Here is a 17,723-nt window from a genome sequence, read left to right as displayed (position 1 = left end):
ATTGAGAGAGTTCTAATTGTTTATTTATACCGAATGTCAACACTGATTGTATGAATGTATTTCTTGAACAAATGTTACAATATTTAAGAGCACGAGAAGCCTTTCTTGGTATGGATCGTGCTGGTTAATATAAGTCGAAAAATTTAAAAGTACCTAAAAATATCAAGATTACATACTTACACCATACTTACCAGAACTCGATCCTTTTGAGAAACTTTGGTTGTATATAAAATAGAACATTCTAGCCAGTAAAGGCTATAATATAGTTGCTTTTCTTGAGAGCGCTTTTGTGCAAATTTACCATCTCTCTTTCTCACTCGGCAATTAAACAACTTTACAATGTCCCATAATTTGATCCACTAACAATTAGAACTGGTATTATACACAATACACTATCAAAAACCATGCAAGAGATCTAACGTTGTAGAAACAGGTCTACCCAATAAGAACTCTTGTATGATTTACAATGTTGCACTAAATCCTAGAAATAGGATAATAAGCCAATTAAAGAATGCCTACAACTTTAACTTAGCAATTAGCCTTGCTTATCTATAAAAATTAATATTAAAACACATATACTACCTAAGAAGTAGAGTATAACATTTCTGAATTTATCATTCTGCACCACTGGTCTTCATTCAAAATTCCTACACCTAATTCCACTGCCCTTTTGTATTTGGTTCCAGGCTTTTTTCCTGCAACTAGATAGTCAATTTTAGCAGAAAGATTTGAGCTAATTTTTGCTCCTAGAGTTTTGGCTCTTACTTTCGCCTCTTCTCTGCTCATTGTAAGTAATTTACCGGTAAACACTATGACTTTATTATTTAAAACAGAATCACCAGAGTTGGAGTTAACAGAAAGGATTTGAAGATAATCAGTAAGATCCTTTAACATTTTGATGTTATGTTCTTTAGAAAAAAAAGATTTTAAAGACTCACCCACTTTTTCCCCTATGCCATCTATGCCCACTAGCTCATCACTAAAGGATTTAGCTATTTTCTTCTCTATACCATCTACACCTATCTCAGTATCTTTTGATAATAGTTTTAGCATTGAACTATTCCAATTAGGATAAGAAACATAATACTTTGCAAGTAGTTCTGCTGCAACTCTGCCAACAAATCTAATACCTAAAGAAAATATAAACCTATCTAGAGTTATTATCCTTCTATTTTGTATAGCATTTAATAAATTAGCTATTGACTTTTCGCCCCAATCAGGTTGTTCTTCCAGATTAAACTTATTCAACCTTCTTTCTAAGTTAAAAATATCTGGAATTTGTTTTATCAAACCAAGGTCATAAAAAAACTTTATCTGCTTTTCACCAAGGCCAACAATATCAAATGCATCCTTCGATACAAAGTGCTTTAATTTTCCTATTATTTGAGCTCTACAAGTTAACTCTTCAGAGCACCTTATTGCTGCCCCTTCAGCCTGTACTCTACCACCACATTCAGGACATACCTTAGGAAATACAAATTCAGGTGCATTTGCGCGACGAAAACCTTTATTATCCACTCTAACAATTTGAGGAATCACGTCTCCAGCTCTTTTGATTGTTACAATATCACCTTCTCTTATGTCTTTACGTTTTATTTCATCTTGGTTATGCAAACTTGCCTTACTTACCAGCACCCCACCAATGTTGACTGGCACTAAATCTGCAACCGGAGCTAATATTCCTGTTCTACCCACCTGTATAAGTATTCTGTTCAACTTTGTCTTTGCATAAACTGCAGAAAACTTATACGCAAGTGCTGAACGCGGTGCCTTGTGAGTAATTCCCAGACGATTTTGTAGTGCCAAATTATTTACCTTATAGACTATTCCATCAATATCATAATCCAAATTATAACGGCAATAATAAACTTCATTATAAAATTCTAGCATTCCATTCAGATTACTCGTCAAGAACCGCTGCTCATTTACACAAAAACCAAGTACCTCAAGCCTATTTAGTACTTCACTCTGACTTTTCTCTTCTCCACCGATTAAAGAATAAGCAAAATACTTCAATGGTCTACTTGCTGTAATGCTTGCATCTAATTGCTTTAAAGAACCAGCAGCTGCGTTTCGAGGATTAGCAAATTCATTGTTTTTATTTAATTCTAAAAAGTCACTGTTATTGATGTATATTTCACCTCTTACTTCTAACCTACCTTGTACACCTTGCAAAAATCTGGGAAAACCTTTTATTGTTGCAACATTACGCGTGACATCTTCCCCTACAAAACCGTTGCCTCGAGTTGCAGCTTTAACAAAGCTTCCATCTTCATAAACTGCAGAAAATGATAATCCATCAATCTTTGGTTCACAAAACACCTCTATTTCTTCTTCAATTAAAAATCTCTTTATTCTAGACAAAAATCGCCTTACACCTTGCTCATCATAAGCATTTTCAAGAGAGAGCATAGGTTCTTGATGTTTTATCTTAGAAAATCTCTTATCAGGCGCAGCACCAACACCATCTTGTGCTGCACATCTTCCCAGAAGTTGGATTTCCATTTCAACTAACCTTTGCTTCAGCTTATCATACTCAGCATCAGTGATTTCTGGTTTATCTTTTTGGTGATATAAAATATCATGATAATTGACCAGATCTCGCAGTCTAGTAAGCTCTTCTATCATCTTTTTTAAATCAGCCATGCTCAAATTACATCAACATAATGCCATATTAATTTTGGCGTTTCAAGTCGCAAATTTTCTTCAACTCAGCATATAGTACTCGATAAAGCACTGAGAAATAACAAAAGAAGTTGCAGATAGTTAAACAATTTAAGAGTGATGTATTTATTTGCAATCGATGACCGGAATTATTTATCATAACTTTAGAGCTATACAAAACTTTACATGATAATATTAATAACAAATGACGACGGTGTCGAAAGTGAAGGAATAAAATTACTTAAAGAGGTTGCACGAAATTTTTCATCAGAAATTTGGACAGTGGCACCAGATTCTGATAGAAGCGGAGCGGCAAGATCTCTTGATTATCCAGTGAAGCAGTCTATTAAAATAAACCAACACAGTGAAAAGGAGTTCAGTGTGTCTGGCACCCCTGCAGATTGTGTAATTATCGCACTAAATAAGATTATGGATAAAAAGCCAGACTTAATATTATCTGGAGTAAACATTGGGTCAAATGTTGGAGATGATGTTTGTTACTCAGGAACAATCGGCGCTGTAATGGAAGGTGCTGCAAGATCTATACCTTCTATTGCATTAAGTCAAGCATATCATGGTGGAATAAACTGGTATAATACAAAGGCCTTTGCACCAAAGGTCATCGCTAAACTAGTTAAAATTGGTTGGCCTAAAAATATAGCGATGAGCATAAATTTTTCTGCTATAGAAAAAGTAAAAGGAGTAGAATTTGCTGAACAAGGTGAATATAACATTGATGGGGACTTAACTTTCACTGAAAATTCTGATGGTTCTTTAAGTTTAAATTGGTCTCGAGAATATTCAGGTAGCGGTAGTGTTGGCAAAATCAAAGAAGGATTTATTACCATTACACCAATAAAATTAGATTTTACGGATTATGATACACTGAATGCTATGAAAAATTCTTATGCAGAGGAATTTTCCTCCATAGTTAATTAAAAAAACATTTGTAAATCTTTCATCAGTGAATAACATGCAGTAACTAGACACAATTACTTTGTACCTTTATTGGGGGCAAGTTGAAGTTTTTAGCAAATAAAGAAAATATCATAATTTTCTTACTTATTATACCTCATATCCTGGGGTCATATACTTAAAGAGAGCAGAAGATTAATACTAGAGCTTATCTGATAAGCAAAAAAATATCATCATCCATAAATTTTTTGTAAAGCTGCCTGATTTCAGTTACACTTATGCTAGTAGTAATACATGAGTGATATCTATATCTTCAGTCTGATAGTTATACTAATCCTCACTGCACAAGAACGGATAGATAATAATGAAAAAGAAGCGCCATGCTTAAGTAAAATAGCGAGGTTTAAATGGCATTGAAATTAAAATTATTGGATAAAAAAGTTGGGAATTAGAAAAAAATGCTGAAGGAAGTCGAAATAATTCATATGTTGCAAAAAAACTAAATGCTGTAATTATAGCAAAAAGCATAATATAATAGCCTTGACAAAAATAAGCTAAATTTCAAGAACAACACCAATTTCATAGATAAAGCACCTCAAATTTAGAAAAGAAGAAAAATTATTTACTCGCTCAACATCTCAAAGAAATCTGATTGAATCAGACTAAATTTAAACAAGTTGAAGTATAGATACAAAAAAACTAATATCATCATTAAAGATGAGTCAACTTGTTAAACATAATAAATGGTGTAAGTTCTCGTATGTCATACTGATAATTTAAAAACCTTTATCTCTGTAAAAAATGAACTGATTTCTTGCACAAAAAATCCTATATTTTTACATACAACAAGAACATTTTCGTTGTAATTAAGATTTCTAGTATGTATATTAATAAATCTTGTTTTCAATAAGCAATGAAAGTAATTATTGTTATAATAGTATTATTGTGTAGCAGCTACACAATGGCAAGTGAACGAATAAATTTAGTGGATAAAAAATTATCTCAAGGGTATGTAGCCCCAGTACTCGCAGAAAATAGTGTTATTTTAGCAGATAAGCATGGCACCTTATATTCTTTTGATATTGACAATTCAAGGTTTATAAACTGGAAATTACACCTTCCGTACAGAAAAAAGATTGGTAACATGAGCTTATCGAGTTATGGAAGAAACGTTTTCTTTGTAGTAGATAATGTTCTGCACGCAATAGATGCAAAAACTGGTGAGATCCAATGGGAAAAAGAGCTAAGAGCTCCTGCGAGAGGAAAAGTAGTAGTAATAGACAATAAATTAATAGTTTTGACTATTGATAACTATCTGCATACATTCGATGTAAAAGATGGCAGTGCTACTTGGAATTACCAAAATGGTATCAATGAGATACAAGGTATATACTCCATATCGCCAGCAATTTCCAATAATAAAATAATAGCACCTTTTTCAAATGGTGAACTAATAGCCTTTAATAAAGATGGTAAAAAATTGTGGAACCAAAAATTAGCTACAAACTTTTTGGATACACCGTTCACAGATATAACTACCACACCAAGAGTGTGTAAAAACGTTTTAATAGCTACAAATAACTCTTACATTTATGGTATTGATGTAAAATCAGGAAATATTTTATGGTCCAAGCCACTAGAAGTAAAAAGCATATCAGATATTGAGTCATGTTATAGTCAGCTTATCTCTGCAAAGGAACAGAAGGACGGTGGTAGAATTTTTATAGTGACTAAAGATAACAAAATAATTTGTATTGATATACAAAATGGAGAAGAAGTCTGGACGTCTAATTTAATAGAAAATATGCAATTATTTGCTCCAGTTATGTATGCTCATACGCTATGGGTTACAAGTAATAAAGGGTTAATGTTTGCTTTTCTTGAATCTGGAAGTGCAGAAGAAATTATTAAAATACCGAGCAATATGTTTCATACTCCAGTATTTACCCATGGCAAGGTATACGTAACAACTGAAGGAAATGGCGTTTATTCTTTAGAAAATAGGTTCATTTCTTATGATTGATTATGATCTGATTATTATAGGTGGCGGTCCAAGTGGCTATAAGTGTGCTATTACTGCTGCAAAACTTGGATTAAAAGTTGCTTGTATAGATAGAAATAGCATTTTTGGTGGCACGTGTTTGCGAGTTGGATGTATACCATCTAAAACATTACTTTATTCCTCTTATCAGTATGTTCGTACGAAAAATAGCTTGCCAAAACTTGGCATAAAAATCAAAGATATAAGTTTTAACCTAAAAGAAATGCTAGAGTACAAGAATGCCAAAGTTCAAGAGCTTGGAAAAGGTATAGATTATCTGTTTAACCTTCACAAAATCACTAAAATCAACGGTTTTGGAGAAATTATCTCTTTTGAGAGAAATAGTCTTGAAGTTTCAGTTAAAGAAAAAGTATTAAAGACAAAAAACATAGTAATTGCAACCGGTTCAGACGTCAGTTCTTTACCAGGAATCAACATCAACGAAAAAAATATTATTTCGTCCACTGGTGCATTATTCTTAACTAAAGTACCAAAAAAGCTAGTTGTAATTGGAGCTGGAGCAATCGGGCTTGAAATGTCTTCCGTATGGAGCAGGCTAGGATCTGAAGTTACTGTAGTAGAATTTCTCGATAGAATTGCTGCAACAATGGATAAAGAATTAAGTAAGTCTTTACTTTCTAGTTTACAAAAACAAGGAATAAAATTTTTGCTTAGCACTAAAGTTGAGGAAATACAACAAAACAGTAATTCTTTGAGTGTAAAAGTTTACTCTGTTAAAGATGATCAAACAAGTACTATAGAAACTGATAAGGTGCTCATTGCAGTAGGACGTAAACCATACACCGAAGGTCTTGGTATCGATAAAAAAATAGAGAAAGATAACCATGGTTTTATTCAAGTCAACAATAGATATGAAACTAATATGAAAGGAATATTTGCCATTGGTGATGTGATCAATGGAACAATGCTTGCTCATAAAGCAGAAGAAGAAGGAGTGGCAGTTGCAGAGATAATAGCTGGGCAATCTCCTTATGTTAATTATAAAATTATACCTTCGGTCATTTACACTTACCCTGCAGTTTCTTCAATTGGCAAGAACGAAGAAGAATTGAAAAATGCTGATCGAAAGTATAAAATTGGTAAATGTCAATTTGCTGCAAACGGCAGAGCAAAAATTACTGATGATGCTGAAGGATTCGTGAAAGTGTTAACTTGCAGCACAACAGATACAATATTAGGCGTGCATATCATAGGTGCATATGCCGATGTGCTAATTAATGAAGCAGCAGTGGCAATGGCATATGGTGCAGCAGCAGAGGATATATATAGGATTTGTCACTCTCATCCTGATATAAACGAAGCTTTTCGTGATGCGTGCATAGATGCTTTCTTTAAAAAGTAACTGTGGACTTATGTTCAATCATTAAAAATTAGTATAAGTAGCTAAGATGTTGCAGGTCTTATTCACCAATACTTCAGGATCATATATGAGACATTTGAAAGATTTTATCAATTTTCTTGGCTCTCACATTGGTGAAGAAGTAAATATTAGCTCTTTGGAAAAATTGAGTGCGCCTGGAGCTCAGAAGTTAATTTAGTTTTCGCTTTACAAGAGGTGTAAACGCAAGAATTTATGCCAATTTCCACTGTATAAGAAACAGATGACAACAATGAGAAAAAAGCCATACTGAAGTAAGTAAAATAGCGAGGTTTAAATAGCATTAAAACCAAAATTATTGAATGAAAAAGTTGTGGAATTAGAAAAATAAATATTGAAGAAAGTGTAAAATAACATACACGTTAAAAAAAAACTAAATGCTGTAATTGCAGCAAAAAGCACAATATAACAGCCGTAGCAAAAATATGCTGCATTTCAAGAACAGCATCAACTTTATGAATAAAGCACATAAAATTTGAGAAAGAAGAAAAATTATTTACTCCTTAACGTTATAAAAAACTAGATCGAATCTAGGTCAATTTGAATAAATTGCAGTATGGATACAAGAAAATCACAATATTACCATTAAAGAAATAAAATAAGGTCAAGAAAAAATTTAGCTTGAATGCCAGCAAGTTTATAGTACACCGTGACATGCAAAAATGAAATTTTCATGTATCATGTCAAGACTAACTCACAATGAACAGGATAAAAGTAGACAGAAAAAGGTAAAAAACTTAATGCTTATTGGCAAGTATTCTGAACAAAAATTATTTATCTTTGATGAATCGTAGTTTAGCACATATTCAAAAGTTGGATATTTATGTTTATAAAGGGCACTAGAACACAGATTAAAGTAAAATTAGGTAGACAAACTTTTGTCTCTACAGAGTAGTAGATCCTAGAAATGGAGCTAGTTCTAGTTTATTTGCATCTAATATCAATACTGATTATATGAATATATTTCTCACACAAATATCACAGTATTTAAGAACTAAGAAGCCTTTCTTATCATGGATTGTGCTAATTGATATAAGTCAAAAAACTTAAAGGTACCTAAAAATATCGAGATTATATACTTACCACTACTCACTTGAACTTAATCCTATTAAGAGACTTTAGTTATATTCTAAACAGAACATTTTACATAATAAAGTCTATAATAGAATTACTTTGCTTGAAAGCACTTTTGCAAATTTATCATCTCTCTTTCTTATCGCACAATTAAACAATTTTGCAATGTCACTTATTGACTCACTAATAATGAGAATTGGTATAAATTATAATATTTAAGAAATTTACTAAATAGAAAAAAGGGAAAGAAAAGCCATGTAGTAGCTAGTCACTAGCTCTTTAATTTTAAAAATTTGACGTTAAGTGATTTCTTAAACACTTTATAAAGTGCGTTTCAGTTTGAATTAAGTAAAAACCTAAAATTTTATAAAGAAATATGATGCATATAATGCAGAAAATTAAGTAATAGTACACCAAATATAAGACCTCCTTTTCGTTTTAATCTGCACAAAAACTAAGAAAGAAATAAAATAGCCTAATTTTATAGCGTAAGAAAAATAGCAAGGCTTGTCAAGTAGTTTTTAGCCCTGTTTCTGTGACTAAAAAGAGCTAGATCCTAGTTTTAGCTATTTAGGTGCAAGAGGTAATACGCTATTGATTGCACAAGTTCCATCTGTTATATATAGCTTTTTGAATACAAGTAAGTTAATGAATGAGTATGATATTGTAGTTGTAGGTAGTGGTCCTGGTGGTTTTATAGCAGCAATTAGAGCAGCACAGCTTGGGTTTAAAACTGCAATTATTGAAAAGGAAGAAAATTTAGGTGGTATATGTTTAAATTGGGGGTGTATACCAACAAAATCTCTACTAAGAGCGTCCGAGGTCTATAGACTTATAAAAAGATCAGAAGAATTTGGTATAAAAGTAAAGGATGTAAGCTTTGATATACAATCTATAGTAAAATCCTCAAGGAACATTGTTGGTAAATTGTCAAGCGGTGTTGCGTATTTGATAAAAAAAAACGGCATTAGAGCTTATCAAGGTTTTAGTAAACTTGCAGGTAACTGCACTATAAAAGTTTCTAATGATAAAGAGGAACAAGAAATTTCTTCTAAACATATTATTTTAGCAACAGGTGTAAGAGCACGTAATCTGCCTGAAATAGAAGCAGATGGAGATTTAGTATGGAATGCACAGCATGCTATAACCAAGAATAGATTGCCAGAATCGCTGCTAATCATAGGATCTGGTGCGATAGGAATAGAATTTGCAAGTTTTTATAGTACTTTTGGGGTTGATGTAACGATTATAGAGGTAAAAAATACTATTTTGCCGCTAGAGGATAAAGATATCTCAAATTTAGCGCAAGAGATATTCATAAGACAGGGAATAAAAATATATACAAACAGTAGTGTAAAAGCCTTTACTAAAAGTAAGGACTCTATCAAAGTACAACTAAGCAGTGGTGAGAGCAGAGAGTTTGATAGGGTAATTGTTGCAGTTGGTGTTCAAGCAAGCACTGAAAATATAGGTCTAGAAAATACAAAAATTAAATTAAGTACTTCTGGTTTTATTAAAACAAATGAATGGTATGAAACTGATGAATCGAACGTATATGCAGTAGGTGATGTAGCTGGTCCTCCGTGTTTAGCACATAAAGCAAGCCACGAAGCCGTGATTTGCATTGAAAAAATCGCTGGTAAAAATGTTCATGCGTTAAGAAAAGAATGCATACCAAGTTGCACTTACTCTCATCCGCAAATAGCAAGTGTTGGCCTTACTGAAGAACAGGCAATAAAAGATGGATATGATATAAAAATAGGAAAGTTTCATTCCAACTTTAATGGTAAATCTATTTCACTTGGTGAAACTGAAGGGTTGGTAAAGGTGATTATGGATAAAAGAACAGGGGAGCTTCTTGGAGCTCATATGATAGGAGCAGAAGTAACAGAGTTAATTAGCAATTTTGTCCTTGTGAAGCAGCTAGAAGGAACAGACTGTGACATAAAGTCTGCGATCTTTCCTCATCCAACTCTTTCAGAGATGATATACGAATCAGTACTTGCTGCAGATAATGAGTCGTTAAATAGTTAAATCAACGTTTAGTTGTTTTTAGACTATCAATATCTTGAATAGTAGCTTGACTTGATACTTTAATTCCAACAGATTGATTGCTAGCATCAGATCTTTTTATACCTTCTTTCAACCATGCAGCTGCTTCTTTCACTTTATGTTTTTTCTCTGGTTTTAGGCATTCTAGGCTTTTTTCTTTACTATCTAATACTAATTATCATTGTTAGTGACTCAAATAAGCAACATTGCAAAGTTGTTTAATTGTGAAGTGAGTGAGAAGAGAGGTAATGAATTTGCACAAAGCACTTTCAAGTAAAGAAACTTTATTATAGACTTCATTACCCAAATCTCCTATTTTATACACAATTAAAGCCCCTCAATGAAATTGAACTCTTGTGAATATAGTGATAAGTATATAATCTCTATATTCTTGGTGTCTTTAAATTTTTTAACTTATTCTAGCTGATATAATCCATGATAAGAAAGACTTATCGCGTTCTTACATATTACAAACACTTATTTAAGAAATATATTCATATAATCAGTGTTAACATTCTGTGTAAATAAGCTAGAGTTATCTTCACTTCTAAGATTACTATATCGTAGGAGGAAAAAATTCTGTCTACCTAATTTTACTTCAACCAGTGTTCTAACACCTTTTTTAAACTATCCATGTCTAACTCTCGAATATGTGGCCAAACCGCAATTTATCAAAGAAAAATGACTCTTGCTCAGGACACTTACCAATAGTCTCATTAAGTTTTCTTAATTCTTCTTGTCTACCTTATTTTGTTCATTGTAAATTGGTCTTGACGTAGTATACGAAAACTTCATTTTTGTATATTACTGTAGAATTACTGACATTCAAGCCAAGTTTTTCTGGATTCTTGTTCTTATTTTTTAAATAGTAATATTATGGCTTTCTTGTATTCATGCTTCAACTTGTTCAAGTTAACTTGACTCAATCTAGTTTTTCTATAACGTTGACGGGTAAATAACTTTTCTTCTCTTCCAAATTTTAGGCGCTTTATCTATGCAATTAGTACTGTTTCTCAAATAAAACATGTTTTTACTATGCATGTTATGCTGTACTTCTTACTGCAATTACAGCATTTAGTTTTTTGCAACATATACGTTACTTCACACTTCCTTTAGCATTTCTTTTGTTAATTTTATGATTTTTTATCCAATAGTTTTGATTTTAATGTCATTTAAACCTAGCTATTTTACTTACTTTAATATGATTTCCTTTCCATTATTACCTATCCGTTACTTGTGCAGTGAGAATTGGTATTAATAAGATTCTGTGTGTAAATTATTAAATAATAGTTGATAATCTAACATCATTTTGTTATTTACAGATGGATATCATTCTAGCAACAGGTGGTACAGGGGGACACATTTTTCCAGCTATAACCTTAGCAAGAGCAATAAAAAGGCGAGGATACGATAGCATATTATTTACTGATAGAAAAATAGATAAAAATACTGACGTAAAGAACTATATCCTGCCACTAAGTAAACCGAGCGGCAGTAAGTTTAGGTTTTTTCTCCTGTTGATGTACAGCTGTGTGTTAGCATTATATCAAATAAGAAAATTAAAACCAAAGCTTGTCATTGGTTTTGGTAGCTATGCTTCTTTTCCAACTCTTTTTGCAGCAAAAGTTCTTTCTATACCTATAATTTTACATGAACAAAATACAATTTTAGGAAGAGTAAATAAATTCTTTTTCAATAATGCAGAATTAATTGTGACTAGTTTCCAGGAAACTAAGTATGCAAAGGGCAACAAATGTGTTTATATAGGAAATTTTATTGATATAAAAGCAAAGAGCCATTCTGGCAGTGAGAAAGTCCTAACCTTATTAATCATAGCAGGTAGCCAAGGTGCAAATTTTTTTGACAATGTAGTAAGTAGCGTAATTTGTAACCTACCTATTGAAATGAAAAAGAATATTAGAGTAGTGCAGCAATGCACGAAGAAAAATATGAATAAAATATGGAACTTATATAAAAAAGGAAAGGTTAGTTGTGAATTGAGTGAATTTTTTGATGATATAAGAAGTAGATTAATTAATGCTCATTTAGTAATTAGCAGGGCAGGTGCAACTTCAATAGCAGAGATCACTCTTGCTAGACGCCCTGCTATATATATTCCTTACCCTTACTCAAAGGACGATCATCAATTTTATAATGCGAAATGTATTAAAGATTCTGGAGCAGCTGTAATAGTTGAGCAAAATAGTGAGGCAAAAGAGAATTTAGCGAAGTTATTAGTTAATCTATTAAGTGATTCTCAAAAACTATGTGATATGGCTAATAATACTAAGAAAGTAAAGATAAAGAATGGGGTTACTGAATTTACTAGAATAGTGATTCACAAACTTGGTTGATGAATATGGTTGCTGGCTTTTTCTTCAAATACATCCCATAGGTCTTTTTCTAGTGATATATTATATAATTTATTAATATAAACTACCCCTGTGGGTGAAGTTGTGTTAATTTCAAGAAGAAAGTCATCTACAATATCAATACCAACAAATATTAGCCCCCTTTTCTTTAATTCAGGACCAATTTTGTTACATATTTCGTCATCTCTACTGTTCGTTTCAGCTTGTTCAAAACTTGCTCCAAGTCGCAAATTTGTTCTGATTTCTCCACTAATTCTTGGAACTCGTTTCATTACTCCAATTAGTTGACCATCCATCAACAATATTCTTTTATCTTTCTCTAAGTTTTTGCAAAACGCTTGTGCAATTACAGGACATTCATGCTTTGCGATCATGAGTTCCACTACTACTTGAATAGTATTTTCATTTTGTATTCTTATTACATCGCTTCCTCCATAGCTGTACAATGGTTTTAAAATAATATCTCTGTAATCATAATAAAAATCTCTGATCATTGATATATTTTCAGTAATCAAAGTTGGAGGAATTAGTTCAGGAAATAATGAAGTTATCAACTTTTCAGGGCAATTTCTCATTTCTGTTGGATTATTAATTACCAATGCCCTAGTTTTTTCTAAAATATAGGTAGTTGTAATGTAACGCATATTAAAAGGTGGATCCTGTCTAATAAATATGATATTCATTTCATTTAAGTTAATTGCCACATTTTCTTTAGAGGTAAAACCGCAATCATCAACACTAACTTTCTGAGCAAGGGCAATTGGCTGATTTAACTTTAGTGCTAAATTGCTAGGGGCATAAACGAAAACTCTATGCTTCCTTCTTTGCGCTTCTTTTATTAATGCAAATGTAGTATCAATTTCAAAATTTATATTTTCATCCATTTGAAAAGCTACTCTCATTTGCATATTACTTTTAACATAAAAATTACTATCGAAACTAAGTTTTGAAGAAGTTCGTTAATGACGCAACTTGCTATGTCTGTATCGTACATAGCTCACAACTTGTTTTACTCCCTTTACTTTTCTTGCAATTGCTGTTACAGCTTTTAATTCTGCTTTATTTTGGGCTATACCCATCAAGTAAACAACTCCTTCAACTGTATTAATGCTATAGTTAATTGATTTGATGTTTCTTTTCCCAAGAAGTCTTGTTCTTATTTCTGCCGTTATCATGCCATCTACAGTAGTGTCAAGTATGGAAGTAGCTTGAATTGGTGTCACTCTTATCTCATTTATCACTTCTTTAACTTCTTTTTGCTGCCAAGCTATTTTTTCTGCTGTGAGTTGTTTATCAGGAGTATCAACGTTCCCAATAAGCAATACCCTTCCTTCACTTACTCTAACCTTAATAGATGAAAATAGCCCATGTTTTAAGAGTTCCTTATTTATTCTAATAGCCATGGTTGTATCATCAACGATATTTCCCAAAGATTTATCTTGCATTGTTATTGCTGTCGCTGTGGCCACTACACCCCCTATCATAAGGGTCGTACAGCCACTCTGTGTGATCAGAAAAATTGCAAGTGATAAACTTATTATTAATCTCATTATTCGTTTTTAGAATTTAGAGCTCTCACTAAGAAATGTTAATAAGCTTTTTTGATTGTGTAAATATCATAAATTAAGTAAGACTTTAAATCTTGAATATTTTAATAATGTGCACTATAATAGAATGCTAAAGATTTTTGCGGATATGGCGGAATTGGTAGACGTGCCAGGTTTAGGTCCTGGTGAGCTTGCTCATGGGGGTTCAAGTCCCTCTATCCGCACTTTAAGATCATGTGACTTAGGTTTTAAGAAGAAATTTCTAATTACTAGATATACTTTATAATTGTATGAAAAAACCTGTTCTTAAAGATTGTATTTAACTTAAATTCTGATAGAATGACTTTGTTAGAATATAAATTAAAATGTTGATAAATGGATTATAATGTCTAGCAGTATATCTCAAAATGCAGTCGAAGTAGATACATCAAGTAGTATATATACTTATAAGGAACTCAGTGTAGATAAATTAAAGCACGAGTATGAAATCACGATTGGTAGCGATTGTATAGAACAAAAAGTGAATTCTAGACTACAAGAAATAGCAAGAAGTGCAAAGTCGCCTGGATTTAGATCTGGAAAAATGCCCTACGATCTTGTTGTTAAAAATTATAAGAACGAAGCTTTAGAATATGTAGTAAATAATACAATTGACTATTGCTCAAGTGATTTAATGAAAAAAATTGAAGTAAAGTCTCACTTTTGTCCTAAGGTTGATATTATATCGTTACCAAATCTGAACGAAAAGGCTGAGAAGAGCAATTTTGTGTACAAACTGTCTTTTGAATCAATGCCGGAAGTACCGGTAATAGATCTTGATAAGATAAACTTGAAGAAAACTGAAGCAAAAATTGAAGAGGAGGATATAAAAGAGTTTGTCGATTCTATAAAAATAAGATTCCCTAGTTTTGTTTCTATTGATGATCCTTCTTACCAGGCAAAAAATGGAGACAAATTGGTAATTGATTTTGAAGGACGAATTAGGAACAAGATTTTTCAGGGTGGGAGCAATAAAAACTTTAAAGTTATTTTAGGGTCTGGCACATTTATTGATGGCCTTGAAGATCAATTAACTGGTATGAAAAAAGGGGAAATAAAAAGTTTTAAATTAAAATTTTCTAAAGACTATCAAGTTATTTCCCTTGCTGGACAAGAGGCTAATTTTTCTGTTCTAGTTAATGATATTCAAGTTGCTGAAGATTTTGGAAGTGATGATGAAATGGCCAAGAAAATTGGATTTGAAGATTACTCTTCACTAAAAAATCATGCAAAGGAAGTAATTAGTGATCAGTGTAAAAAAATGAGAGATCTCTTAGTTAAGAAGGAGCTATTTGACTATTTAGGTGCTAATTATAGCTTTGATTTACCTACAGATGTAGTAAGACAGGAGCAACAGAGAGTGGGAAGTGAATTAGGTTCTAAGGATGATTCTTGTAAAGAAGCCGAAAGGCGTGTAAAACTTGCAATGTTATTTATGAAGTTTAGTACAGAGCACAAGATATCGTTAACTCAGAATGATATTTTAAATGTCATTATAACTCAATATACCAGTAAAGATGTGCCATTTGATAGAGTGTTAAAGCATTTTAAGTCAGACAGACAATTTCAAGAGTTAGTTAGAGGGCAAGCTCTGGAGTATAAGGTTACGAATTACATAATAGAAAAAGTGAATAAAGAAGAGCAAGTTGTTTCTGTGAAAGAGTTAAAGGAATTATTTGGAAATAATATTTAGTAGAAAAAGGTATGACTCTTATACCAATTGTAATTGAGCAAACTAGTCGTGGTGAGCGTGCTTATGACATATATTCTAGGTTAGTAAAAGAGAGGATAATTTTTGTAACTGGTCCTGTTGAAGACAATATGGCCAGTGTAATAGTAGCACAGCTTTTATTTTTAGAATCGGAGAATCCTGATAAAGATATTTATATGTATATTAATTCACCAGGTGGTGTTGTAACTGCTGGTTTGTCAATTTATGATACAATGCAATATATAAAGCCAGATGTTTCAACTTTATGTATAGGTCAAGCTGCATCTATGGGTTCTTTATTACTTGCAGCTGGCACAGAAGGTAAACGTTACTCTTTACCTCACTCAAGGATTATGATACACCAACCATCTGGTGGTTATCAGGGCCAAGCAACTGATATAGAAATACATGCTAATGAAATTTTGCGAGTTAAGAGAAAACTGAATCAGATTTATGAAAAACATACTGGAAATTCACTAAAAAAAATTGAAGTAATGATGGAAAGAGATAAGTTCATGGACCCTGAAGAAGCAAGAAAAATTGGCTTGATTGATAGGGTAATAGCTGAGCGTAAAGATATTAAAGTCTAGAATATTAAAATTGAACAAAAGGTGAGTTAATGGATAACAACAATGATGATTTACACTACTGTTCTTTTTGTAACAAGGCACAAAACGAAGTAGATAAGTTGATTACTAATTCTTCCGACAGTTTAAAAGTGTTTATTTGCAATGAGTGCATAGAATTATCCCATAAAGCAATAAGTCAAAAAAAAGGTGGATCTTTTCATTCAGATTATATATCTGATGTGAAGTTGTTACTAAAAAAGCCTGAAGATATAAAAAATTTTCTTAGCAAGCACGTTGTAGGTCAAGAGCATGCACAATATGTTTTGTCTGTGGCTATGTATAACCATTGTCAGTCCATGGCACAATTTAATGCTATAAGTGATATTGAAATTGAAAAATCGAATGTGATGCTCATTGGTCCTACTGGTTCTGGTAAAACTTTACTAGCCAAAACACTTGCTAAAGTTTCAGATGTACCATTCGCTATGGCTGATGCAACAACTTTGACCGAAGCAGGTTATGTAGGTGATGATGTGGAAAGCGTGTTATCACGTCTATTGCAAGCTGCAAATTATGATGTTGCAAAAGCACAGCGTGGTATAGTGTTTATAGATGAGATAGATAAAATTACAAGAAAATCTGAAAGCACTTCAATAACACGTGACGTTTCAGGTGAGGGAGTTCAGCAAGCTTTGCTCAAGATCATGGAAGGAACAGTTGCTTATGTTCCACCACAAGGTGGAAGAAAACACCCACAACAAGAGTTTATACAAGTAGATACCAACAACATATTATTTATTTGTGGAGGAGCTTTTGAAGGTCTGGATAAAATTATTGAAGCAAGAAAAAAGGGAACGTCAGTTGGCTTTGGAGCAGATATAAGTCAATCTAAAGAGCAAAAGAAAAAGAATGCTTTGCATGATGTTCAACCTGAAGATTTGATCAAATTTGGTTTAATACCAGAATTCGTAGGGCGGGTTCCAATAACTGCTGTTTTAGATGAGCTAGATCATGAAGATTTAGTACATGTATTAGTAGAGCCAAGAAATGCACTAATAAAGCAATATAAAGCTCTACTTGCTTTTAGCAAGGTAAATCTTGAATTTTCAGATGAAGCAATATCTGCTATTGCTGAAAAAGCAATGAGTTATAAAACAGGTGCAAGAATGTTACGTGCTATCTTAGAATCACTTTTACTTGATGTTATGTATACAGCTGGAAATGGAGGCTTTGAGAGCAGTACAATAATAATCACTAAGGAAATGGTAGAACTAGGAAAAGCAGTGATTAATCATAATAACAAGGGCAATGTTATAACAGTTAATGATTAACTTGAGACA

Annotated in this window: 12 protein-coding genes, 1 tRNA gene and 1 pseudogene; 10 read left to right on the top strand and 4 right to left on the bottom strand. The window is 32.4% G+C overall.

Annotated features, from left to right (window positions below; translation table 11 throughout):
- Window positions 1-582: 582 nt before the first annotated feature.
- Window positions 583-2,646, bottom strand: a complete 2,064-nt coding sequence (ligA, locus tag GOY07_RS00975) for an NAD-dependent DNA ligase LigA (protein ID WP_175837525.1) — start codon at window positions 2,644-2,646, stop codon at window positions 583-585.
- A gap of 204 nt (window positions 2,647-2,850) precedes the next feature.
- Between ligA and surE the strand changes: the two genes are divergently transcribed.
- From surE to lpdA (GOY07_RS00945), 5 genes and pseudogenes are all read left to right on the top strand, one after another.
- Complete coding sequence (gene surE / locus GOY07_RS00970; RefSeq protein ID WP_175837523.1) at window positions 2,851-3,603, top strand: 5'/3'-nucleotidase SurE; 753 nt, start codon at window positions 2,851-2,853, stop codon at window positions 3,601-3,603.
- Between the two features lie 889 nt (window positions 3,604-4,492).
- Window positions 4,493-5,602 (top strand): outer membrane protein assembly factor BamB family protein, encoded by a 1,110-nt coding sequence (locus GOY07_RS00965; protein WP_175837521.1) that lies wholly within the window; start codon window positions 4,493-4,495, stop codon window positions 5,600-5,602.
- Complete coding sequence (gene lpdA / locus GOY07_RS00960; RefSeq protein WP_175837519.1) at window positions 5,595-6,983, top strand: dihydrolipoyl dehydrogenase; 1,389 nt, start codon at window positions 5,595-5,597, stop codon at window positions 6,981-6,983. Before GOY07_RS00965 ends, lpdA (GOY07_RS00960) begins: the two co-directional genes overlap by 8 nt.
- Window positions 6,984-7,350: 367 nt before the next feature.
- Window positions 7,351-8,272, top strand: a pseudogene (locus GOY07_RS00950) (IS630 family transposase).
- Between the two features lie 469 nt (window positions 8,273-8,741).
- Window positions 8,742-10,127, top strand: coding sequence for a dihydrolipoyl dehydrogenase (lpdA, locus tag GOY07_RS00945; RefSeq protein ID WP_175837518.1), 1,386 nt, complete (start codon window positions 8,742-8,744; stop codon window positions 10,125-10,127).
- 1 nt (window position 10,128) lies between these two features.
- Here lpdA (GOY07_RS00945) and GOY07_RS04495 read toward each other — a convergent pair whose 3' ends face one another.
- Window positions 10,129-10,260 (bottom strand): hypothetical protein, encoded by a 132-nt coding sequence (locus GOY07_RS04495; RefSeq protein WP_256359456.1) that lies wholly within the window; start codon window positions 10,258-10,260, stop codon window positions 10,129-10,131.
- 1,207 nt (window positions 10,261-11,467) lie between these two features.
- Between GOY07_RS04495 and GOY07_RS00940 the strand changes: the two genes are divergently transcribed.
- Window positions 11,468-12,499, top strand: coding sequence for a UDP-N-acetylglucosamine--N-acetylmuramyl-(pentapeptide) pyrophosphoryl-undecaprenol N-acetylglucosamine transferase (locus GOY07_RS00940; protein ID WP_175837516.1), 1,032 nt, complete (start codon window positions 11,468-11,470; stop codon window positions 12,497-12,499).
- On the opposite strand, the gene gshB is transcribed toward GOY07_RS00940, so the two are convergent.
- Both gshB and GOY07_RS00930 read right to left on the bottom strand, forming a co-directional pair.
- Window positions 12,484-13,419, bottom strand: coding sequence for a glutathione synthase (gshB, locus tag GOY07_RS00935; RefSeq protein WP_175837514.1), 936 nt, complete (start codon window positions 13,417-13,419; stop codon window positions 12,484-12,486). The two genes, GOY07_RS00940 and gshB, sit on opposite strands and share 16 nt — an antisense overlap.
- A 57-nt stretch (window positions 13,420-13,476) precedes the next feature.
- Complete coding sequence (locus tag GOY07_RS00930) at window positions 13,477-14,067, bottom strand: BON domain-containing protein (protein WP_175837512.1); 591 nt, start codon at window positions 14,065-14,067, stop codon at window positions 13,477-13,479.
- 139 nt (window positions 14,068-14,206) lie between these two features.
- Between GOY07_RS00930 and GOY07_RS00925 the strand changes: the two genes are divergently transcribed.
- The 4 genes from GOY07_RS00925 (at window position 14,207) to clpX (ending at window position 17,714) form a co-directional block, all read left to right on the top strand.
- A tRNA-Leu gene (locus GOY07_RS00925) sits at window positions 14,207-14,288 on the top strand.
- 161 nt (window positions 14,289-14,449) lie between these two features.
- Window positions 14,450-15,796: a trigger factor gene (gene tig / locus GOY07_RS00920; protein WP_175837511.1), complete on the top strand. Its 1,347-nt coding sequence runs from the start codon at window positions 14,450-14,452 to the stop codon at window positions 15,794-15,796.
- 11 nt (window positions 15,797-15,807) lie between these two features.
- A complete protein-coding gene (gene clpP, locus GOY07_RS00915; RefSeq protein WP_175837509.1) occupies window positions 15,808-16,404 on the top strand; it encodes an ATP-dependent Clp endopeptidase proteolytic subunit ClpP in 597 nt (198 codons plus the stop codon).
- Between the two features lie 29 nt (window positions 16,405-16,433).
- A complete protein-coding gene (gene clpX / locus GOY07_RS00910; protein WP_175837507.1) occupies window positions 16,434-17,714 on the top strand; it encodes an ATP-dependent Clp protease ATP-binding subunit ClpX in 1,281 nt (426 codons plus the stop codon).
- Window positions 17,715-17,723 lie beyond the last annotated feature (9 nt).

The organism is Wolbachia endosymbiont of Litomosoides sigmodontis (genome assembly GCF_013365435.1).
In the GTDB taxonomy this organism is placed as follows: domain Bacteria; phylum Pseudomonadota; class Alphaproteobacteria; order Rickettsiales; family Anaplasmataceae; genus Wolbachia.
The sequence above is the reverse complement of the archived record's forward strand: the minus strand, read 5'-3'. Positions and strand labels throughout refer to the sequence as shown.